Source organism: Streptomyces flavochromogenes (assembly GCF_000717595.1).
Classification (GTDB): domain Bacteria; phylum Actinomycetota; class Actinomycetes; order Streptomycetales; family Streptomycetaceae; genus Streptomyces; species Streptomyces flavochromogenes.
Genome location: NZ_JNZO01000032.1, coordinates 1 through 20742 on the forward strand (window position 1 = coordinate 1; position 20742 = coordinate 20742).

Annotated in this window: 17 protein-coding genes and 1 rRNA gene; 10 read left to right on the forward strand and 8 right to left on the reverse strand. The window is 71.4% G+C overall.

What is annotated here, in order from left to right; genetic code table 11:
- Positions 1-75 (forward strand): 5S ribosomal RNA (gene rrf / locus IF00_RS0132800); the annotation flags it as partial.
- 194 nt (positions 76-269) lie between these two features.
- Entirely contained in the window at positions 270-773 is a 504-nt protein-coding gene (locus tag IF00_RS0132805) for a hypothetical protein (protein WP_030324403.1), read from the forward strand.
- A gap of 69 nt (positions 774-842) precedes the next feature.
- Here the strand turns inward: IF00_RS0132805 and IF00_RS0132810 are convergent, their stop codons facing one another.
- From IF00_RS0132810 to IF00_RS0132830, 5 genes are read right to left on the reverse strand one after another with little or no spacing between them, the layout of a single operon-like run.
- Positions 843-2153, reverse strand: a complete 1311-nt coding sequence (locus IF00_RS0132810) for a DUF58 domain-containing protein (protein WP_030324405.1) — start codon at positions 2151-2153, stop codon at positions 843-845.
- 12 nt (positions 2154-2165) lie between these two features.
- Positions 2166-3149 (reverse strand): AAA family ATPase, encoded by a 984-nt coding sequence (locus tag IF00_RS0132815; RefSeq protein WP_030324406.1) that lies wholly within the window; start codon positions 3147-3149, stop codon positions 2166-2168.
- On the reverse strand, positions 3146-4348 hold the full coding sequence (locus IF00_RS0132820; protein WP_030324408.1) for a DUF4350 domain-containing protein: 1203 nt from the start codon (positions 4346-4348) through the stop codon (positions 3146-3148). The genes IF00_RS0132815 and IF00_RS0132820 overlap by 4 nt, the downstream gene beginning before the upstream one ends.
- The gene (locus tag IF00_RS0132825; protein ID WP_030324409.1) at positions 4345-5037 is read right to left on the reverse strand and encodes a DUF4129 domain-containing protein; all 693 of its coding nucleotides are present in this window, start codon (positions 5035-5037) and stop codon (positions 4345-4347) included. The genes IF00_RS0132820 and IF00_RS0132825 overlap by 4 nt, the downstream gene beginning before the upstream one ends.
- A gap of 4 nt (positions 5038-5041) precedes the next feature.
- Positions 5042-6262 (reverse strand): proline-rich domain-containing protein, encoded by a 1221-nt coding sequence (locus tag IF00_RS0132830; RefSeq protein ID WP_030324411.1) that lies wholly within the window; start codon positions 6260-6262, stop codon positions 5042-5044.
- A gap of 656 nt (positions 6263-6918) precedes the next feature.
- Here IF00_RS0132830 and mtrA point away from each other — a divergent pair.
- The 6 genes from mtrA (at position 6919) to IF00_RS0132860 (ending at position 14418) form a co-directional block, all read left to right on the forward strand.
- Positions 6919-7596, forward strand: coding sequence for a two-component system response regulator MtrA (gene mtrA / locus IF00_RS0132835; RefSeq protein WP_010356958.1), 678 nt, complete (start codon positions 6919-6921; stop codon positions 7594-7596).
- 1 nt (position 7597) lies between these two features.
- The gene (mtrB, locus tag IF00_RS0132840) at positions 7598-9616 is read left to right on the forward strand and encodes an MtrAB system histidine kinase MtrB (RefSeq protein WP_078944937.1); all 2019 of its coding nucleotides are present in this window, start codon (positions 7598-7600) and stop codon (positions 9614-9616) included.
- 184 nt (positions 9617-9800) lie between these two features.
- Positions 9801-11570, forward strand: a complete 1770-nt coding sequence (locus tag IF00_RS0132845) for an LpqB family beta-propeller domain-containing protein (protein WP_106975912.1) — start codon at positions 9801-9803, stop codon at positions 11568-11570.
- Between the two features lie 104 nt (positions 11571-11674).
- Positions 11675-12484: a ComF family protein gene (locus IF00_RS0132850; RefSeq protein ID WP_030324414.1), complete on the forward strand. Its 810-nt coding sequence runs from the start codon at positions 11675-11677 to the stop codon at positions 12482-12484.
- Positions 12485-12777: 293 nt separating this feature from the next.
- Positions 12778-13458 carry a ribosome hibernation-promoting factor, HPF/YfiA family gene (hpf, locus tag IF00_RS0132855; protein WP_030324416.1) on the forward strand — a complete coding sequence of 227 codons (681 nt, stop codon included), beginning with the start codon at positions 12778-12780 and terminating at the stop codon, positions 13456-13458.
- Positions 13459-13665: 207 nt separating this feature from the next.
- Complete coding sequence (locus IF00_RS0132860; protein ID WP_030324418.1) at positions 13666-14418, forward strand: response regulator; 753 nt, start codon at positions 13666-13668, stop codon at positions 14416-14418.
- Between the two features lie 10 nt (positions 14419-14428).
- Here the strand turns inward: IF00_RS0132860 and IF00_RS0132865 are convergent, their stop codons facing one another.
- Together IF00_RS0132865 and IF00_RS0132870 are read right to left on the reverse strand one after the other, a co-directional pair.
- On the reverse strand, positions 14429-15592 hold the full coding sequence (locus IF00_RS0132865) for a winged helix-turn-helix domain-containing protein (RefSeq protein ID WP_030324420.1): 1164 nt from the start codon (positions 15590-15592) through the stop codon (positions 14429-14431).
- 61 nt (positions 15593-15653) lie between these two features.
- Positions 15654-16256 (reverse strand): GNAT family N-acetyltransferase, encoded by a 603-nt coding sequence (locus IF00_RS0132870; RefSeq protein ID WP_030324422.1) that lies wholly within the window; start codon positions 16254-16256, stop codon positions 15654-15656.
- Between the two features lie 239 nt (positions 16257-16495).
- Here IF00_RS0132870 and secA point away from each other — a divergent pair, with 239 nt between their 5' ends.
- Positions 16496-19309 carry a preprotein translocase subunit SecA gene (gene secA / locus IF00_RS0132875; protein WP_030324424.1) on the forward strand — a complete coding sequence of 938 codons (2814 nt, stop codon included), beginning with the start codon at positions 16496-16498 and terminating at the stop codon, positions 19307-19309.
- Between the two features lie 97 nt (positions 19310-19406).
- Here secA and IF00_RS47235 read toward each other — a convergent pair whose 3' ends face one another.
- Positions 19407-19880 (reverse strand): Rv3235 family protein, encoded by a 474-nt coding sequence (locus tag IF00_RS47235; protein ID WP_051820737.1) that lies wholly within the window; start codon positions 19878-19880, stop codon positions 19407-19409.
- A gap of 279 nt (positions 19881-20159) precedes the next feature.
- Here IF00_RS47235 and IF00_RS0132885 point away from each other — a divergent pair, with 279 nt between their 5' ends.
- Positions 20160-20666, forward strand: a complete 507-nt coding sequence (locus IF00_RS0132885) for a DUF6912 family protein (RefSeq protein ID WP_030324427.1) — start codon at positions 20160-20162, stop codon at positions 20664-20666.
- Positions 20667-20742: the final 76 nt, after the last annotated feature.

A 20742-nucleotide genomic window follows, 5' to 3' on the forward strand; every position in this document is an offset into this window, starting at 1 on the left:
AACCCGGAAGCTAAGCCTTTCAGCGCCGATGGTACTGCAGGGGGGACCCTGTGGGAGAGTAGGACGCCGCCGAACAATTTTTAGCCTCAACCCCCGGACTATGTCCGGGGGTTGAGGCATTTTTGCGTCCGGCTACTTTCAGCCAAAGATTGATGCGCGCATGACATCTCATGCCGGTTGTGACACGCTCCGTGCGCACTCCGAACCCGGGCGGCTCCGCCGAGCGGCTTGGGTTCCCCCCACCCACAAGCTGTGGCAAGGAGAGCGACATGAAGTTCACCCCCACCCTGACTGGCTTGGCCGCGCTGGTGATGGCGGTCGGCATCGGTGTTCCTGCGACTGCCTATGCGAGCGGCACCGTTGCCGGCGCGGAGGTCGACGGCGTGATCGTCGTCTCCGGGAACACCTGTAGCTGGACCGGCGCCGACGCCAGTGCCACTCCGCCGAGCGCTCTCACCGTCGACCGGTCCACGATCAACAAGCCGGGCGGGAATCTGACCTGCGGCGGAGGAATCACCGCCTCGCTCAACAACAACCCGGCCTTCACCTTCGACGACGCCGCCGGTACGGCGACGACGGACGTCATCGACCTCACGGGCAAGCAGTCGTTCGTCTCCTGCCGCTACAAGGTGACGAACATCGTCTGGAATCGCGACGGGGCCACCAGGAAGTACGTGAACACCCCCTTCACGGCCACCAAGGTCTCGGGCTCCTTCCTGTGCCCGGGGTCCTTCAGCGCCGCGGCCGGGGAGGCCTCCGTCGTGTTCCGCTGATGCGGGGCGCCATGTGATCGATGGCCGGTGCGGCGTTGTTCGCCGTGCCGGCCGTCGGTGCGTGAGGCTCTAGAGGCGGCCGGCTGCCTTCAGGGTGAGGTACGCGTCGGCCAGGGCGGGGGCGAGCGTATCGGGGGAGGCGTCGACGACCGTGACGCCGTGGCGACGGAGCTGGTCCGCGGTGCGGGAGCGCTGGGACTGGGTCTGAGTGGCCGCCGCGGCCTCGTAGACGCCCTCGATCGTGCCGCGGGTCGTCGCCATGCGGGCGATGTGCGGATCGGAGACCGAGGCCAGCAGGACCGTGTGGCGCTGGGCGAGCTGCGGTAGAACCGGGAGCAGGCCCTCCTTGATCGGAGCGGCGTCGAGGCTCGTCAGGAGCACGATCAGTGAGCGGCGGGGAGCCCGCGCGAGGGCCGTCGACGCCAGGCCGCGGGCGTCGGTCTCCACCAGCTCGGGTTCGAGCGGGGCGAGGGCGTTGACCACGGCGGGGAGGACGTCGCCGGCGGAGCGGCCCTGGACCTGGGCGCGGAGGCGCCGGTCGTAGGCGAGGAGGTCCACGCGGTCACCGGCACGCGACGCGAGCGCGGTGAGCAGGAGTGCCGCGTCCATGGAGGCGTCCAGGCGGGGGATGTCGCCGACGCGGCCGGCCGAGGTGCGGCCGGTGTCGAGGACGATCAGGATGTGGCGGTCGCGCTCGGGGCGCCAGGTGCGGACGGCGACCGCCGACTGGCGGGCGGTGGCCCGCCAGTCGATCGAGCGGGTGTCGTCGCCGGGGACGTACTCGCGGAGGCTGTCGAACTCCGTGCCCTCACCGCGTGTCAGGACGCTGGTGCGGCCGTCGAGTTCACGGAGGCGGGTCAGGCGGGACGGCAGGTGCTTGCGGCTGGCGAACGGGGGCAGGACGCGGACGGCCCAGGGAACCTCGTGGTTGCCCTGACGGGCTGCCAGGCCCAGGGGGCCGTACGAGCGGACCGTGACCCGCTCGGCCCGGCGGTCGCCGCGGCGGGTGGGGCGCAGGCTCGTGGTGAGGCGGCGGCGTTCGCCGGCGGGGACTGTCAGGCGGTGGCGCGAGGAGGCCTGTTCGGTGCCGGGCAGCCAGCTGCTGGGTGGCCAGGCGTCGCGGAGCTGGGCGCGGAGGGGGCGGTGGGACCGGTTGGTGACGGTGAGCTGGACGTCTGCCGCGTCACCGAGTCGAACGGATGTATCACCACTTCGGGTGAATTGGAGCGTTCGTACTGGCGCTGCCAGGGCGTAGTCGCACAGAATTGCGAAGCAGAGGGGCGCGTTCACCGCGAGCATCCCCGCCCAGCTGGGGGCGAGGATGCCGACGGGGATCGATCCGAGGGCGGCGAGCAGCGCTGTTCGTCCGGTGAGGGCCATGGGGCGCCGTTCTCAGCGGGGGACGGGGACGTGGGCGAGGATCGAGTTGATGACGGAGTCGGGGGTGACTCCTTCCATCTCGGCCTCGGGCCGCAGGTGGATGCGATGACGCAGGGTGGGGAGAGCGAGGGCCTTCACATCGTCCGGGGTGACGTAGTCCCGGCCGGTGAGCCAGGCCCAGGCGCGAGCGGTGGAGAGCAGGGAGGTGGCGCCTCGGGGGGAGACCCCGAGAGTGAGTGAGGGGGATTCACGCGTGGCACGACAGATATCGACGACATAGCCGGCGATCTCGGCGGAGACCGAGACCTTGGCGACGGCGGCCCGGGCGGCTTCGAGCTCGGCGGGGCCCGCGACGGGACGGACACCGGCGGCCTTGAGGTCGCGGGGGTCGAAGCCCTCTGCGTGACGGGTGAGGACCTGGATCTCGTCCGCGCGGGAGGGTAGAGGAACCGTCAGCTTCAGCAGGAAGCGGTCCAGTTGGGCCTCGGGCAGAGGGTAGGTGCCCTCGTACTCGACGGGGTTCTGAGTCGCGGCCACCAGGAAGGGGTCGGGCAGGGCGCGCGGAGTGCCGTCGACCGTGACCTGACGCTCCTCCATCGCCTCCAGGAGGGAGGCCTGGGTCTTCGGGGGCGTGCGGTTGATCTCGTCGGCGAGCAGGAGATTCGTGAAGACCGGGCCGGGCTGGAAGGAGAACTCGGAGGTCCGGGTGTCGTAGACCAGGGAGCCGGTCACGTCGCTCGGCATCAGGTCGGGGGTGAACTGGACGCGCTTGGTGTCGAGTTCGAGTGCGGCGGCGAGCGAGCGGACCAGCAGGGTCTTCGCGACGCCGGGTACGCCTTCGAGGAGGACGTGCCCGCGGCAGAGCAAGGCGACGACGAGACCGGTGACGGCGGGGTCCTGGCCGACCACGGCCTTTCCGATCTCGGTGCGCAGGGCCTCCAGGGAGGCGCGGGCGCTGTCCGAGGTCGTAACGGTCTCGGGGGTCGGGGCGCTCATGAGGTGCGTACCTCTCTTTCGAGGGCGTCGAGTTGGTCCGCGAGGCGGATGAGAGTGGCGTCGTCGGCGGGAGCCGGGCCGAAGAGGAGGTGCCGGGGGTCCGCGGTGGTCTCGGGGAGACGGGCGGAGAGAGCGGGGAGGAGACGATCGGCGGAGTGGGCGTCCTGGACGGGGACGCCGAGCAGCGGGGCGATCCGGGTGCGGGTCGCGGTGCGCAGCACCGAGGCGGCGCGGTCGCGGGCGTTCGCCTTGCGGTAGAGGCGGGCGCGGCCCTCGGTGGCCTCGGAGGCGCGGAGGGCGACGGGGAGGCGTTCGGTCACCAGGGGGCCGAGGCGGCGGGCGCGCCAGACGGCGGCGAACAGGGCCGCGATCGCGAGCTGGAGAGTGCCCCACAGCCAGCCGGAGGGGATGAGGGAGAGGAAGTCGCCCGTGGTGCCGTCGTCGGGTGCGTCGGCGGTGGCGGAGGCATCGGTCAGGGAGGGGAGGTACCAGACGAGATGGGGCCGGGAGCCGAGGAGTTGCAGGGCGAGCGAGGCGTTGCCCTGCTGGTCGAGTCGCTCGTTGTAGAGGATGTCGGGCGAGCCGAGGAGGACGGTGTCGGTGGAGGCCTGCCCGGGGAGGCGGAGCAGGGTCGGCAGGCCGTCGGAGAGGTAGCAGGAGTCCGCGGTGGTGCCGGGAGCGGTGAGGTAGCGCTCGCCGCCGAGGTCGGCGCTGCCGGCGCGGCTGGCCTCCGCCAGAGTGCAGGAGGGGGCGCGGTTCTCCACGGGGGTGCTGGTGGAGCTGGTGACTCCCGGGGCGAGGGTGTCGAGCGAGGGCAGGCCCGGGCCTACGAGGACCGTGCGGCCGGTGGAGCTCGTCATGGTGCGGTGGAGCGTGGACTGCTGAGACGGTGTCAGCAGGTCGGGTGTGGTGACCAGGAGTGTCGCGTCGTGGTCGGTCGCGGCGGTGGCCTCGTCGAGGGTGGTGACGAGGGTGAGTTCGATGCCGCGGGACGTGAGGAGTTCGGCGATGGCCCGGCTGCCGTTCGGGTCGGCGGAGCGGGGGTCGAGGGTGCCGTGGGCGTCGGAGGACCGCAGCGTTGCGAGGGCCAGGCCGCCGATGAGGATCAGGGCGAGGACGAGGGCCGCGCCGCGGGCTCGGGTCCAGAGCCGGCGGGCGGAGGGGGCGGTCGACGTGGTGCTGGTGGCCGGGCGGCTCATGCGGGCGTCCCCGTGGAGGCGGTGTCGAGGGTGGGACGGGTGCGCTCCAGGGCGGTGTCCAGTTCCTCGATGCGGCGGTACGCGGGCTCGTCGGCGGTGCGGCCGCCGTATGTGACGTCGTCGAAGACGCGGACGGCGAGGCGCAGGTCGTCCGCGTGGGCGGGGAGGGAGCGGCTCGCTTCGGCGGCGGCCTCGTCGGCGGTGCGGCCGGGGCGGGGGTCGAGCAGGGCGCGTTCCTCGAGGGAGCGGACGATGGCCCGGGTGCGTTCCTGGACGGCTTGGTTCCAGCGGCCGGCGGAGGCGTGGCGGGCGGCGGCCGCCCGGTGGTCGCGGGCGGTTCGGGGGCCGTCCGCGAAGAGGGAGTCGCCGGTGGTGCCCGGTGCGCGGCGGGGGGTGCCGAGGCGCCACCAGAGGGCGGCGACCGCGGCGATCACGAACAGGACGACCACGACGAGGCCGATCACCCCGCCGGGTGTGGCACTCGACGCGGCGTCGAAGAGGTCGCCGACCCACTCCCAGAAGCGGTCGAGGCCGCGCTGGAGGAGGTTCGGATCGTTCTCGTGGTACATCGGCTTGGACAGCTCCCGTTCCGCCGCCTCCTGGGCGGGGACGCGGGAGATGTCCACCGGGATGTCGTCGTCGGCGCGGAGCCGCGCCAGTGCCGTGGTCGTTCCCCCCGTGACCGTCACGGCATCAGCCTCCGACGGTCTGGGTGTCCGGGGCGGGGCCGTAGCCGGGGACGCCCGCGGCCCGTCCCAGTTCGAGGTCCAGGGCTTCGCGGCGGATGCGCTGGTCCACGTAGAGGAGGACTGTGACACCGGCCGAGATCGGGTAGGTGATCGCGCTGGTGATCACACCGCCGATGCCCGTGATGATCAGGAACGGCCAGCCGAAGGTGGTGGACGTGCCGGAGAGCATGTCGGAGAAGCCGTCTCCGTCGACCGCGATGCCGATGATGGTGAACGGGATCGCGATGATCATGGAGAAGATGAAGATCAGCAGCTGGGTGAGGATCGTGATGCCGAAGATGCGCCACCACGTGCCCTGAACCAGCTTCGCCGAGCGCTTCAGCGACGTGATCACGCCGCCGCGTTCCAGCATCAGGGCGGGGGAGGCGAGGCTGAAGCGGATCATCAGCCAGACGGCCGCCACCAGTGCGCCGAGACCGCCGAGGAGGGTCAGGGCCACGCCTGCGGCGCCGCCGATCAGAAGACCGGGGAGCAGGCCGACCATGACGATGGCGGAGCTCATCGCGGCGAGCAGCAGGGTCAGGCCGATGAGCTGGAGGAGCCGCGGGCGGGCCTCCTGCCATGCGGCGCCGAGCGAGACCGGGCGGCCGAGGACCGCGCGGCTGATGACGACGGTCAGCAGGGCGGCGCTGACCAGGGATGCCATCAGCGTCACGAGGAGGGCGGGGCCCAGGCCGATCAGGGACGACTGGGCCGCGTCGAGGGACTGCTCGAGCGCTTCGGCCGGGGTGGCGTCCGGGCTCGGGGACGGAACGTCGGGGGCGAGGTACTGCTGGGCCAGGATGTTGGCGATCTGGGAGATCACCGCGACCGTGACCGTGATGGCCAGCACGGTGCGCCAGTAGGTCCGGAGGGTCTTCACCGCGCCGTCGAGGATCTCGCCCATGCCCAGCGGGCGCAGCGGGATCACTCCGGGCTTCGCGGCCGGCGGGCGGCCCCAGTGGGCGTTCGGGGGAGGCGCTCCCCAGCCCTGGCCCTGGCCGGGGGCCGGGGGCGGGGTCTGGCCGGTCGGCGGGGACCACTGGCCGGCGGGCGGCTGGTCCTTGGACCACTGAGGGGTGGAGCCGTTCGCGTCGGCCGGATCGGCGGGCCGGGGGACCCCGGAGCCGTTCGGGTCGTCGGAGGGGGCGGATCCGGGCGAGGTCCAGCCCGGAGTGTCGTTCACGGTCGTCCACCTCGGAGGAATGGTCGCGGTGCCGGATCGGCGAACCGGCTCGGTCACGGCGGCCGACACCTGACACGGCGGCGGGCCGGGTGCCATCGTGCCACGCGGGACCCGCCCGTGGGCGGGAGCGGCCGCGACCTTCGTACCTTTGTCCGGACCTTCAGTGTGCGAGCGGCAGACGGTGCGCCGCGCGGATACCCGCTCATCACGTGCGAACCGTGCGGTGTCGGACCGAGCGGGGCGCGGTCGAAGGGCTCGCGGCCGACGAATGGCGCTCTCCACCTGGACGCCCGGCGCCGCCCCCCTTCACGCACGTGTGGGTCGAGCCCCGAATAGACGAGCGTCCCAGCCACTCGATGGGTGCTTCAGCGAGGCCCTGTTGTCGAGCGACGCGCCGGGGCGAGTGGAGTGCTCGCAGACGCTTCGGCGCCGTGGTTCTCGGCGGGCCGATGTGGGCGCTCTCGACCGTAGGCCGAAGCCAGTGGCGCGGGGTACGGTTCTGGGCGGCCACGGGGGCCACGGGGGTGACATCCATGACTGACATCAACACCCACGGACACGGACGGTCATCAGTATCGATCCGGGACGATGCCGCAGGTCAGTGAGGTATCTCACCAGCCGCCTTGAGACTGATACGGAAATGGGATGATGTCGATATGAAGGGACGCGTTCTTGTCGTCGACGACGACACCGCACTGGCCGAGATGCTCGGCATCGTGCTGCGGGGTGAAGGGTTCGAGCCGTCGTTCGTCGCGGACGGTGACAAGGCGCTTGCCGCATTCCGGGAGGCCAAGCCTGACCTGGTGCTGCTCGACCTGATGCTGCCCGGAAGGGACGGCATCGAGGTGTGCCGCCTGATCAGGGCCGAGTCGGGTGTGCCGATCGTCATGCTCACCGCGAAGAGCGACACGGTCGACGTGGTCGTGGGTCTGGAGTCCGGGGCCGACGACTACATCGTCAAGCCGTTCAAGCCGAAGGAGCTCGTGGCCCGTATCCGGGCGCGGCTGCGGAGGTCCGAGGAGCCGGCACCCGAACAGCTCACCATCGGTGACCTCGTCATCGACGTGGCAGGGCACTCCGTGAAGCGGGACGGGCAGTCCATCGCCCTGACCCCGCTGGAGTTCGACCTGCTCGTCGCGCTGGCGCGCAAGCCGTGGCAGGTGTTCACCCGTGAGGTGCTCCTGGAGCAGGTCTGGGGCTACCGACACGCGGCCGACACCCGGCTGGTGAACGTGCACGTACAGCGGCTGCGCTCGAAGGTCGAGAAGGACCCCGAGCGGCCGGAGATCGTAGTGACCGTCCGTGGCGTCGGATACAAGGCGGGACCGAGCTGACATGAGTACAGGCAGTACTGCTCCCAAGCCCGGGGACCCGGGAGACCGTACGGGGCGGGCTGCCGGACCGAGGCGGGGGGGCTCGCGTTCCGGCCGTCCGCCGCGGGGTGGACGGCTGTTCCGGGAAGGGACGCCGGGCGGACCTGTCCTCCGGCTCTTCGTACGCTGGGTGCGACGGCCGTTGCTGCCCGCCGTGCGGCTGTGGCGGCGCAACATCCAGCTGCGGATCGTCGCGGGCACCCTGCTGATGTCGCTCGGAGTGGTGCTGCTGCTCGGCCTGGTCGTGATCGGCCAGGTCCGCAACGGACTGCTCGACGCGAAGGAGAAGGCCGCCCAGAGCCAGGCCGCCGGCGGGTTCTCCGCCGCCCAGGACCGGGCGGCGACGACGCCCTCCGCTCCCGGTCAGCAGGACGGTGCGCGGGCCGGTGCCTCCGTGAACTGGCGCTCCACGCTGGTCGAGCAGCTCGCCAGCGGTGGCCAGAGCGCCTACAACGTGGTCGCGCTCTCCCTCGACACCGGTGATGCCGCGAGCCGCGGCGCCCGTGCCTCAGGGGAGGTCGACCCGACCACCAGCATCCCCGCGGAACTGCGGCACTCGGTGGCCCAGGGCACGGACACCCTCCAGAAATTCACCCGCATCCACTACACCAACGGCAAGGCGTCCGAGGCCGGTCTGGTGATCGGCAAGCGGCTGAACGACGCCGAGGGCACCCAGTACGAGCTGTACTACCTCTTCCCGCTGACCCAGGAGGAGGACTCCCTCACCCTGGTCAAGGGCACCCTCGCGACCGCCGGGCTCTTCGTCATGGTGCTGCTCGGCGCCATCGCCTGGCTCATGGTGCGCCAGGTGGTCACCCCCGTACGGATGGCCGCCGGGATCGCCGAGCGGCTCTCGGCGGGCCGCCTCCAGGAACGCATGAAGGTCACCGGCGAGGACGACATCGCCCGGCTGGGCGAGGCCTTCAACAAGATGGCCCAGAACCTCCAGCTCAAGATCCAGCAGCTGGAGGAGCTGTCGCGGATGCAGCGGCGGTTCGTCTCCGACGTCTCGCACGAGCTGCGCACCCCGCTCACCACGGTCCGGATGGCCGCCGACGTCATCCACGAGGCCCGGGTGGACTTCGACCCGATCACCGCCCGCTCCGCCGAACTCCTCGGCGACCAGCTCGACCGCTTCGAGTCGCTGCTCTCCGACCTTCTGGAGATCAGCCGCTTCGACGCGGGAGCGGCCGCCCTGGAGGCCGAGCCGATAGACCTGCGGCAGGTCGTGCGCCGGGTCATCGGCGGCGCCGAACCCCTCGCCGAGCGCAAGGGCACCCGGATCGTGGTCGTGGGCGACAAGCAGCCCGTGGTGGCCGAGGCGGACGCCCGCCGGGTCGAGCGGGTGCTGCGCAACCTCGTCGTCAACGCCGTCGAGCACGGCGAGGGCCGGGACGTGGTGGTGAAGCTGGCCGCCGCCGGCGGGGCCGTCGCCGTCGCGGTACGCGACTACGGCGTCGGACTCAAGCCGGGCGAGGCGACCCGGGTCTTCAACCGCTTCTGGCGCGCCGACCCGGCCCGCGCGCGGACCACCGGCGGCACCGGCCTCGGCCTGTCGATCGCGGTGGAGGACGCCCGGCTGCACGGCGGCTGGCTCCAGGCCTGGGGCGAGCCCGGTGGAGGTTCGCAGTTCCGGCTCACCCTGCCGCGGACCGCGGACGAGCCGCTGCGGGGCTCGCCGATCCCCCTGGAGCCCGAGGACTCACGGCGCAACCGCGAGCAGGCGGCCGCCGGACGAGCCCAGGAGAGCGCCCGCCTCACGGCGGTCCCGGCGCAGCCCGTCGGCGACCGGCCGCAGCTCGCCGTACCGCCGAGGCTGCCCGCGCCGTCGCGGGCGACCGTCGACCCGACGGCCCTGCCCGGCAGCGGCGCCCGGGTCGTGGCGCGCGCGGCGGCGGAGAACGACGGTGGTGGGGCGGGTTCGGCCACGGCCGACGCACACGGGAACGCGGAGCGGGGGGACGGGACACGTGGGCGCTGACTCCTCAGAGGGGCACGCGGGGCGGGGCTTCCGAAAGGGGCACGTGGTGTGGCGCTTCCCAGGCTTCCGCGTGGGGAACGCCGATCCGGACCTTCCTCCGGGGCAGGGCCCGGGGCAGGGCCGGAGTGCGCGCGCGGTGGTGCTCGCCGCGTGCGGCGGGCTCCTGGTGACCGGGTGCGCGACCATGCCCGACAGCGGCGACGTCCAGGCGGTCCGGGGGGCCAACCAGGGCGACTCGCAGGTGCGGGTCTACGCGGTTGCGCCCCGGGAGAACGCGGACCCGGACGAGATCGTCGACGGCTTCCTCGAGGCCATGACGAGTGACGACCCCGGCTTCGCCACCGCCCGCAAGTACCTGACGAACGAGGCCGCGCGGACCTGGAAGCCGGAGCAGAGCATCACCGTGCTCACCACCGCGCCGAACCGCGATCTGGCCGACCGCAACGCCGACCCCGACAACCAGGGCCGTTCCTATCCGCTCTCCGGCCGCAAGATCGCGACCGTGGACGCCCGGCACGCGTACCAGCCGTTCAGCCCGGCCGCGTACCTCCAGTCGATCCACGTCGTGCAGCAGCCCTCGGGCAACGGCAAGGGCAAGGAGTGGCGCATCGACAGCCTGCCGCCCGGCCTGGTGCTCGGCGAGGCCGATTTCCTGCGCAACTACCGGTCGGTCAACAAGTACTACTTCGCCTCCGGGCAGGACTGGGTCGTCGCCGACCCGGTCTACATCCGGCAGCGCCAGGACCCCGTCACCCGGATGGACCCGGTGACGCAGACGGTCAGGGCGCTCCTCGAAGGCCCCACGGACTGGCTGAAGCCGGCCGTCGACTCCAGCTTCCCCTCCGGTGCGGAGCTGCGGAAGGGCGTCACCACCCTCACGCCCGACGACCAGTCCACGCTCAAGGTGCCGCTGAACGGAAAGGCGGACCTGGTGGGCGCGGAGCCGTGCCGGCGGATGGCGGCGCAGCTGCTGTTCACGCTGCGCGACCTGACCTCGGTGAACGCCGAGCAGGTGGAGCTCCAGGGGTCGAAGGGCCAGTCGCTGTGCCGTCTCGGCAAGGGACAGGCGACCGACGAGTTCGCCCCCGTGCGGAACGCGGAGCGGGACGAGAACCCGTACTTCGTGGACGAGCACCACAAGCTGATGATGCTGGTCGGCGCGGGCAAGGAGGCCAGGGCGCCCGTCGAGCAGGTGCCCGGACCGCTCGGCAAGGGCACCCTGCGGCTCGGTTCGGTCGCCGTCGACCGGGGCGAGACCCGGGCCGCCGGGGTCGGGGAGAGCGGCCGCGATCTGTTCGTCTCCTCCATCACCACCGAGGAGGAGCCGGCGCCGGCGATCCTGCGCAGCAAGGCGGTCAAGCCCACCGACCGGCTGTCCGCGCCCAGCTGGGACGGCCGGGGCAACCTGTGGATCGCCGACCGCGACCCCGCCGCCCCCCAGCTGTGGATGGTGCCGGACGGCACCGGTGACCCCGTCAGGGTGCGTGCGCCGTGGCTGACGGACGACGCGAGGATCGAGTCGCTGCGGGTCTCCGCCGACGGGGTCCGGATCGCGCTCGTGGTCAGCCGGGGCGGGGACACCACTCTGCAGATCGGCCGGGTCCAGCGGCAGACGTCGGGCGACGAGCCGGTCGTCTCCGTGCTCGACCTCAAGCCCGCCGCGCCCCGGATGGAGTCGGTCACGGCCGTCTCCTGGGCCGGGCCGAGCCGGCTCGTCGTGGTCGGCAAGGAGGCGGGCGGCGTCCAGCAGATCCGCTACCTGCAGACCGACGGCTCGACCTCGGCGACCTCGGTGCTCCCCGGCCTGAACGGGGTGACCTCGGTGGCCGCGCCGTACAAGGGCTCCGTGCCGCTGATCGCCGACTCCGGCAACGACGGCATCGTGCGGCTCGTGCCGGGCACGAACTGGCAGCCCGTGGTCAAGACCGGTACCTCGCCCGTCTATCCGGGGTAGCGGCCGCCGTCGCCCGTCTCCGGGTACCTGACGTACTCCGGGGGCACCCGTGGGGGTTTTCCACAGGGGTGGCCGAGGCGCCCGGGAAGGCGCACAGTGGAGCCATGCGGGGGTGGTGGCGCGAGATCGCCGGGCTGGTGCTGCCGGTCGCCTGCGGAGGCTGCGGCAGGCCGCGCACCGAGCTGTGCCCGTCGTGCGAGGCGGCGTTGACCGGGGCGGGGGAGGGGCCGCGCAGGGTGCGGCCCTCGCCCGAGCCGGCCGGGCTGCCCGTCGTCCATGCCGTCGCGCCGTACGCCGATGCCGTACGCGAACTGCTCATCGCCCACAAGGAACGCGGGGCGCTCCCCCTCGCCCGCCCCCTGGGCGGCGCGCTCGCCGTCGCCGTGGAGGCCGCTGCCGGGGGCACCGAGGGCCTCGCGGCGCGACCGCTGCTCCTTGTACCGGTGCCCTCCTCGCGGCGCTCCGTGCGGGCGCGTGGCCACGATCCGACCCGCCGGATCGCGCTGGCGGCGGCGGCCCGGCTGCGGGGCGCCGGGCGACAGGCGCGGGTCGTGCCGGTGCTGCGGCAGCGGCGGTACGTGGCGGACCAGGCGGGTCTCGGGGCGCGCGGACGGCTCGCGAACCTCTCCGGTGCGCTGGAGGTCGTGCCCGGCGGCGGGCGGCTGCTCCGGGCGGGAAAGGTGGTGCTCGTCGACGATCTGATGACCACGGGCGCCTCACTGGCGGAGGCGGCGCGCGCCCTCGGAGGTGGAAACCTTCCGTTCATTCATGGAATACCGCACGGCTTACCGGTCGGTTCGGCGCAGCGCGGATTCGAACAGCGGGCGGCGGCTGTGATCGCATCCTCTCCCGCTTCGTTCGAAATAAACCGGAACTCGCAAGGAACTTGGAACGTTGCAGGTGGTGAGAGGTGAAGGCATCCGAACGGAGGTATGTCGCGGTAGCGGGTGCCGACACCCGTCCGAAGGGGCTATGTTCGGTTGTGAGGAATGGTGAAAGCCATCGCCTAGCCGAATACATGGTTGCGCCTAGGGACAGGAGTTCAGGGCGAATTAACCTCTTGTCGATGGGGTGGGGATCTTGTCGACTGGGGAGGAGAGGTGAAGTCGCCAAGTCCGAGCTCCGGTAATCCACCGGAGTGTGGTGCAAAGGGAGATGCCCGGCGGCCGAGAGAGCCGACCAGGGCGATCCGGGAACGGAGTTCTGCGTGGACATCGTCGTCAAGGGCCGCAAGACCGAGGTGCCCGAGCGGTTCCGCAAGCACGTGGCCGAGAAGCTGAAGCTGGAGAAGATCCAGAAGCTCGACGGCAAGGTGATCAGCCTCGACGTCGAGGTGTCCAAGGAACACAACCCGCGGCAGGCCGACAGGTCCGACCGCGTGGAGATCACCCTCCACTCCCGAGGCCCGGTGATCCGGGCGGAAGCCGCGGCGGCGGACCCGTACGCGGCCCTCGACCTCGCTAGCGACAAGCTCGAGGCACGACTGCGCAAGCAGCACGACAAGCGGTACACCCGCCGTGGAAACGGCAGGCTTTCGGCGGCGGAGGTCGGGGACGTGGTGCCCGGCGCCGCCCAGCTCAACGGAGACGGCCAGCTCGTCGCCGACGAGACCGACAAGGTGCCCACCACGATGATGGGCTCGATCGAAGTCCAAGGCGAAGGCCCGCTGGTGGTCCGCGAGAAGACCCACCGTGCCGCACCGATGACGCTCGACCAGGCTCTCTACGAGATGGAGCTGGTCGGACACGACTTCTATCTCTTCGTCGACTCCGACACGAAGCAGCCGAGCGTCGTCTACCGCCGGCACGCGTACGACTACGGCGTCATCCATGTGGAGAGCGACCCGCTCGCCGAGGGTGGCGGCGCCGGTGGTGCGCTCGGCGGCTGACCGCCGTCTCGCGCCCCCACACCCCAAGTGCCCCTCACGGTGCCCCTGGAGCGCCCTTCGCGCCCCCAGGGGCACCCCCGTGCGCCCGCGGATCACCCCGTTGCCGCCGGAGCATGAAAGCATGGCGTGCACGCCAACCGCTGCTCCCTGAGTAGCGGTTGGAGGACCGGAAACGAATTCAGGCCACGGCCTTCAGGGGGAGGAACGATGGCGGACAGCTTCGGGCCGGTGCTCAGCGGGCGCGAGCACAGTGGTCCGGTCCCGGACGGATCGGAATCGGACAGCGACGCATTCCGCAAGGAGCCGATCCGAGTCCTAGTCGTGGACGACCATGCTCTCTTCCGCCGCGGACTCGAGATCGTCCTCGCGCAGGAGGAGGACATCCAGGTCGTCGGCGAGGCCGGCGACGGGGCGGAGGCTGTCGACAAGGCGGCCGATCTGCTGCCGGACATCGTCCTGATGGACGTACGGATGCCCCGGCGCGGCGGCATCGAGGCGTGCACCTCCATCAAGGAGGTGGCCCCCAGCGCGAAGATCATCATGCTGACGATCAGCGACGAGGAGGCCGACCTCTACGACGCGATCAAGGCGGGGGCCACCGGCTACCTCCTCAAGGAGATCTCCACCGACGAGGTCGCGACGGCGATCCGCGCGGTCGCCGACGGCCAGTCGCAGATCAGCCCCTCGATGGCCTCGAAGCTCCTCACCGAGTTCAAGTCGATGATCCAGCGCACCGACGAGCGCAGGCTCGTGCCCGCGCCCCGGCTGACCGACCGTGAGCTCGAGGTCCTCAAGCTCGTGGCGACCGGGATGAACAACCGTGACATCGCCAAGGAGTTGTTCATCTCCGAGAACACGGTGAAGAACCACGTCCGCAACATCCTGGAGAAGCTTCAGCTGCACTCCCGGATGGAGGCCGTGGTCTACGCGATGCGGGAGAAGATCCTCGAGATCCGGTAGACGGCCGCGGCTAGCCCAGCGCAGCCACCAGGTCCTTCGCCAGTCCCGGGGTGTCCACCCGCTCCACCCTCACCGCGTCGCAGCCGACCCATTCGGCCGCCTCGCGCAGCGCCCGCGCCACCGCGGGAACGGCCTTCGGGCCGTCGAGCGTCACCTGGCGGGCGACGAGCGTCCCGCCCTCCCGCGCGGGGTCCACCCGGCCGACCAGACGGCCGCCGGCCAGGACCGGCATCGCGAAGTAGCCGTGGATCCGCTTCTGCTTCGGCACGTACGCCTCCAGGCGGTGCGTGAAGCCGAAGATCCGCTCCGTGCGGGCCCGCTCCCAGATCAGCGAGTCGAACGGCGACAGCAGGGTCGTACGGTGCCGACCGCGCGGCTCCGAGGCCAGCGCGGCCGGGTCCGCCCAGGCGGGCTTCCCCCAGCCGGCCACCGTGACCGGCACCAGGCCCGCCGCCTCGACCACCGCGTCGAACTGCTCCCCCTTGAGCCGGTGGTAGTCGGCGATGTCCGCGCGCGTGCCCACGCCCAGCGCCTCGCCCGCCTGCCGGACGAGCCGCCGCACGCACTCGGTGTCGTCCAGGTCGTCGTGGAGCAGCGTCTGCGGGATCGCCCGCTCCGCCAGGTCGTACACCCGCTTCCAGCCGCGCCGCTCGACCACGACCACCTCGCCGTACATCAGCGCCCGCTCGACGGCGATCTTGGCGTCCGACCAGTCCCACCACTCGCCCTTGTTCTTCGCGCCGCCCAGCTCGGTCGCCGTCCGCGGCCCCTCGGCCCGCAGCTGGGCGATCACCTTGTCGTACGCCTCCGCCGACAGCTCGTGGCCCCAGTGCGGGCGTCCGCGGTAGGCGCGCCTGCGGAAGGCGAAGTGCGGCCACTCCTCGACGGGCAGCACGCAGGCCGCGTGCGACCAGTACTCGAAGGCGTGCGAGCCGGTCCAGTAGGCGTCCTCGACCGTCGTACGGCCGACGGCGCCCAGGCGCGCGTACGGAATGAGCTCGTGCGAGCGGGCGAGGACGGAGATCGTGTCGAGCTGGACCTGGCCGAGCCCGCGCAGCACGCCGCGCACCCCGGCGCGGCGGTCGGGCGCACCCAGGAAGCCCTGGGCGCGCAGCGCGATCCGGCGGGCGTCGTCGGCGGACAGTTCGGCGGCGGGGCGCGGCACAGTCGTCATGGACCGCACCCTAGGCCCCGGCACTGACAGTTCCCCTCGGCGGACCTGCCGGGTCCGGCGGTCAGAGCGGGCTCGGCAGGTCGTCGGCCGGCAGGTCGCGGGCGGGGAGGTACGGCAGGGGGCTCGGGAGGCCGAAGTCGGAGGGGAGCAGGGCGGCGATCCAGCTGTCCCGGAGCGTGCCCTTGTTGGTGAGTCCGGCGCGCTGAGCGCCCTCGACGACGAAGCCGACCCGCTCGGCCACCGCGCGCGAGCCGGTGTTGCCCACCTCGGCGCGCCAGACCAGGCGGGTGCAGCCGAGCCCGGTGAAGGCCCAGTGGGCGACGGCCCGGACGGTCTCCGTCATGTAGCCGCTGCCGCGGTGTTCGCCGGCCAGCCAGTAGCCGACCTCCCAGACGCCCATGCCGCGACTGGTCAGGGAGACGGCGGCGAGCAGCGGGCCGCCGGCCAGTGGCTCGACGGCGAAGGCGTACTCGGTGTCCTCGCGCCAGCCGTCGGGCACGAGCCGGTTCAGGAAGAGCTCGGCGTCCTGCCGCGTATAGGGGTCGGGGACGACGGTCCAGCGTCGGATGTCCGGGTCCTGACAGATGGCGTACACCGCGTCGACGTCCTCGGGGACGAAGTTCCGCAGGCGCAGGCGGTCGGTGGTGAGGGTGATCGGATCCATGCCGGGATTGTGGTGAGCCGCCGGACCGGAAGCGAACACTTTTCGGGTGGGGCGGCACCTTCCGCCCACCTCGTGCGTTCTCTTTCCGGGCGGACGTACGGCTCCGGCACTGTGGGCCTCCCTTCGCGAGGGCGGTCTCGCTTACGATGGCCGTTGCGGTGGGGACCACCTGCCGTGCCCGCGCTCGCGTCCATGACAAGACCCAGTGCCAGGCCCGACCGGCAAGGAGACCAGCCTCAGTGTCCGTCTTCAACAAGCTCATGCGTGCAGGCGAAGGAAAGATCCTGCGCAAACTGCACCGCATCGCGGACCAGGTCAACTCCATCGAAGAGGACTTCGTCAACCTCTCCGACGCCGAGTTGCGGGCGCTCACCGATGAGTACAAGCAGCGGTACGCCGACGGCGAGAGCCTCGACGACCTGATGCCCGAAGCGTTCGCGACGGTCCGCGAGGCCGCCAAGCGTGTCCTCGGTCAGCGCCACTACGACGTCCAGCTGATGGGTGGTGCCGCGCTCCACCTCGGCTATGTCGCCGAGATGAAGACCGGTGAGGGCAAGACCCTCGTGGGTACCCTCCCGGCGTACCTCAACGCGCTCTCCGGCAAGGGCGTGCACCTGATCACGGTCAACGACTACCTGGCCGAGCGGGACTCCGAGCTCATGGGCCGGGTCCACCGCTTCCTGGGTCTGTCCATCGGCTGCATCCTCGCCAACATGACGCCGGCCCAGCGCCGTGAGCAGTACAACTGCGACATCACGTACGGCACGAACAACGAGTTCGGCTTCGACTACCTCCGCGACAACATGGCGTGGTCCCAGGACGAGCTCGTCCAGCGCGGCCACAACTTCGCCTGTGTCGACGAGGTCGACTCCATCCTCGTCGACGAGGCCCGTACGCCGCTGATCATCTCCGGCCCGGCCGACCAGGCGACGAAGTGGTACGGCGACTTCGCCAAGCTCGTCACCCGCCTGTCCAAGGGCGAGCCCGGCAACCAGCTCAAGGGCATCGAGGAGACCGGCGACTACGAGGTCGACGAGAAGAAGCGCACCGTCGCCATCCACGAGGCCGGTGTCGCCAAGGTCGAGGACTGGCTTGGCATCGACAACCTCTACGAGTCGGTGAACACCCCGCTCGTGGGCTACTTGAACAACGCCATCAAGGCGAAGGAACTGTTCAAGAAGGACAAGGACTACGTCGTCATGGACGGCGAAGTCATGATCGTCGACGAGCACACCGGCCGTATCCTCGCCGGCCGCCGCTACAACGAGGGCATGCACCAGGCGATCGAGGCGAAGGAAGGGGTGGCGATCAAGGACGAGAACCAGACCCTCGCCACGATCACCCTGCAGAACTTCTTCCTCCTGTACTCGAAGCTCTCCGGCATGACCGGTACGGCCATGACCGAGGCCGCCGAGTTCCACCAGATCTACAAGCTGGGCGTCGTCCCGATCCCGACGAACAGGCCGATGATCCGCAAGGACCAGTCCGACCTGATCTACCGGACCGAGGTCGCCAAGTTCGCGGCCGTCGTCGACGACATCGCGGAGAAGCACGAGAAGGGTCAGCCGATCCTCGTCGGCACGACCTCCGTCGAGAAGTCCGAGTACCTCTCGCAGCAGCTCTCCAAGCGCGGTGTCCAGCACGAGGTCCTCAACGCCAAGCACCACGACCGCGAGGCGAGCATCGTCGCCCAGGCCGGTCGCCGCGGCGCCGTCACCGTCGCCACGAACATGGCCGGTCGCGGTACGGACATCAAGCTCGGCGGCAACCCGGACGACCTCGCCGAGGCCGAGCTGCGCCAGGCGGGTCTCGACCCGGTCGACCACGTCGAGGAGTGGGCCGCGGCCCTTCCCGCCGCCCTGGAGCGCGCCGTGAAGGCCGTGAAGGCGGAGTTCGAGGAGGTCAAGGACCTCGGCGGGCTGTACGTCCTCGGTACCGAGCGCCACGAGTCGCGCCGTATCGACAACCAGCTGCGCGGTCGTTCGGGCCGTCAGGGCGACCCGGGCGAGTCCCGGTTCTACCTCTCGCTCGGCGACGACCTGATGCGTCTGTTCAAGGCGCAGATGGTCGAGCGCGTGATGGCCATGGCCAACGTGCCGGACGACGTGCCGATCGAGAACAAGATGGTCACCCGGGCGATCGCCTCCGCCCAGTCGCAGGTCGAGACGCAGAACTTCGAGACGCGTAAGAACGTCCTGAAGTACGACGACGTCCTCAACCGGCAGCGTCAGGTCATCTACGGCGAGCGCCGCCGCGTCCTGGAGGGCGAGGACCTGCACGAGCAGATCCAGCACTTCATGGACGACACGATCGACGACTACATCCGTCAGGAGACCGCCGAGGGCTTCGCGGAGGAGTGGGACCTCGACCGTCTGTGGAACGCCTTCAAGCAGCTCTACCCGGTGAAGGTGACCGTGGACGAGCTGGAGGACGCGGCCGGGGACCGGGCGGGCATCACCGCCGAGTTCATCGCCGAGTCCATCAAGGACGACATCCACGAGCAGTACGACTCGCGGGAGAAGCAGCTCGGCTCGGAGATCATGCGTGAGCTGGAGCGCCGCGTGGTCCTGTCCGTCCTGGACCGCAAGTGGCGCGAGCACCTCTACGAGATGGACTACCTCCAGGAGGGCATCGGCCTGCGCGCCATGGCGCAGAAGGACCCGCTGGTCGAGTACCAGCGCGAGGGCTTCGACATGTTCACCGCCATGATGGAGGGCATCAAGGAGGAGTCCGTCGGCTACCTGTTCAACCTGGAGGTCCAGGTCGAGCAGCAGGTCGAGGAGGTCCCGGTGCAGGCGAGCGGTCCGTCGCTCGCCAAGGAGGACGCGGTGCCGGCCGGTGCCGGGCGTCCGGAGATCCGCGCCAAGGGGCTCGACGCCCCGCAGCGGCCGGACCGGCTGCACTTCTCCGCGCCGACCGTGGACGGTGACGGCGGTGTCGTCGAGGGCGACTTCGCCTCGGACGACGTCGATGCCGGTGACGGGATGACGCGGGCGGAGCGCCGCAAGGCGCAGAAGAACGCGGGTGGCGGCGGGCGTCGTCGCAAGAAGTGACGTGGAGCCGCTCGTGCGGCGCCGCTGAGGCGGTGCCGCCGGCGCGGTGAGTTCGTCGCGGAGGGGTCGGTTGCCCGGTGGGCGGCCGGCCCCTTCGTCATGCCGGGTGGGGCGCGGGGCGGGCCGTCGCGCCCAGGCCGTCGAGTTCCACCGCGGCGCAGCGCCAGCGCTGGTCCTCGCCGCGTTCGAGGCGGAACGCCATGGCCCGTACGCGGGCGCCGGTGGCGATCGTCGCGAAGGCCTCGACCGCGGTCCGGTCGGTGTCCACCTGGACCGAGCAGCGGCGCAGGACCGGGCGGGGGCCGAGGGAGCGCAGGGGCGTCTCGGGGGCGATCCGGACGAGCTGTTCGTAGGCCTCGCCGACGGTGTGGCCGAGCATCCAGTGGACCGGGCGTTCGCCGCTCAGTACGGCGAGGAGGCGCTCGGCGAAGACGGTGTGCGGGGGGAGGGCACGGGGGTGGCTCGCGCGGGGGTGGGTGCCCGCCGGGCCGCGGGGGCGGGTGCCCGCGGGGCCGCCGGGCACCCTGCGGGGGCGCGGGGTGCCGGTCGTGGTGAGGGTGGTGGTGGTCATGGTGGGCCTGCCCCTGTCGTCGCGTCACCGAGAGGTACTGGTCGGTAACTTTCCGTTGGGGATCTTGTACGGGTGGGCTCGGAGGGGCCGCAAGGAGTCCGCCGCCGCGCGGCGGCTCGAAAACGGAATCACCTATCCGGGTGACGCGGAGGAAAATCGGCTCCCGGGGGTCCTGAGAAGGGCCCGTCGGAGTGGACGTACGCCGACTCCGGCCGTCCACCCCGAAGGGGGACTCCGCACGTATCCTGAGGGCCTCTCCGTCTACGAAAGCGGCCAGCCATGCGCGTGTACGTCCCCCTGACCCTCCCCGGTCTCGCACAGGCGCACAAGGCGGGCGAGCTGGGCCCCGGTCCGCTGACCGCCTACGCCGTCACCCCCGCCCTGCGCGAGTGGTACGTCTCCGACGACATCGAGGAGCTGGAGTACGCGGCGCTCAACCGGGCCGCGTCCGCCTCCCTGCGGCTGCTCGCCGGGGACCCCGAGGCGCCCCGGCGCCGGATCGTCGTCGCCGTCGACGTCGCCGACAAGGACGCGGCCACGGACCCCGACGGGGCGCTGACCGTGAGCTCCATCGGCGAGGTCCGGATCGCCGGGCCCGTACGCCTCGCCAAGGCGGCGGCCGTGCACGCCGACGCGGACGACGCGGAGGCGGACGTGACGGCGGCGGCGGAGGCGCTGGGCGCGGCGGACCAGGGGGACGACGACGCGCAGTTCGTCGTCGACGGGGCCGAGGACCACGAGCTGCTGTGGTTCGGGGTGCAGGAGATCCCCGGGCTGCTGGGCTGACGTCGTCGGGTCCCGGGGCGTGGCCGGCGGTCCTGGCCGCTCATGGCGGCCGCCGGTCGGATGGCTGTCGGTGGGG

What these genes read in the sequence shown, in the direction of transcription:
- IF00_RS0132805 (WP_030324403.1), top strand. Translation starts at nt 270, where the DNA reads ATGAAGTTCACCCCCACCCTGACTGGCTTGGCCGCGCTGGTGATGGCG.
- IF00_RS0132810 (WP_030324405.1), bottom strand. Translation starts at nt 2,153, where the DNA reads ATGGCCCTCACCGGACGAACAGCGCTGCTCGCCGCCCTCGGATCGATC.
- IF00_RS0132815 (WP_030324406.1), bottom strand. Translation starts at nt 3,149, where the DNA reads ATGAGCGCCCCGACCCCCGAGACCGTTACGACCTCGGACAGCGCCCGC.
- IF00_RS0132820 (WP_030324408.1), bottom strand. Translation starts at nt 4,348, where the DNA reads ATGAGCCGCCCGGCCACCAGCACCACGTCGACCGCCCCCTCCGCCCGC.
- mtrA (WP_010356958.1), top strand. Translation starts at nt 6,919, where the DNA reads ATGAAGGGACGCGTTCTTGTCGTCGACGACGACACCGCACTGGCCGAG.
- mtrB (WP_078944937.1), top strand. Translation starts at nt 7,598, where the DNA reads ATGAGTACAGGCAGTACTGCTCCCAAGCCCGGGGACCCGGGAGACCGT.
- IF00_RS0132845 (WP_106975912.1), top strand. Translation starts at nt 9,801, where the DNA reads ATGCCCGACAGCGGCGACGTCCAGGCGGTCCGGGGGGCCAACCAGGGC.
- IF00_RS0132850 (WP_030324414.1), top strand. Translation starts at nt 11,675, where the DNA reads ATGCGGGGGTGGTGGCGCGAGATCGCCGGGCTGGTGCTGCCGGTCGCC.
- IF00_RS0132860 (WP_030324418.1), top strand. Translation starts at nt 13,666, where the DNA reads ATGGCGGACAGCTTCGGGCCGGTGCTCAGCGGGCGCGAGCACAGTGGT.
- IF00_RS0132865 (WP_030324420.1), bottom strand. Translation starts at nt 15,592, where the DNA reads ATGACGACTGTGCCGCGCCCCGCCGCCGAACTGTCCGCCGACGACGCC.
- IF00_RS0132870 (WP_030324422.1), bottom strand. Translation starts at nt 16,256, where the DNA reads ATGGATCCGATCACCCTCACCACCGACCGCCTGCGCCTGCGGAACTTC.
- IF00_RS47235 (WP_051820737.1), bottom strand. Translation starts at nt 19,880, where the DNA reads ATGACCACCACCACCCTCACCACGACCGGCACCCCGCGCCCCCGCAGG.
- IF00_RS0132885 (WP_030324427.1), top strand. Translation starts at nt 20,160, where the DNA reads ATGCGCGTGTACGTCCCCCTGACCCTCCCCGGTCTCGCACAGGCGCAC.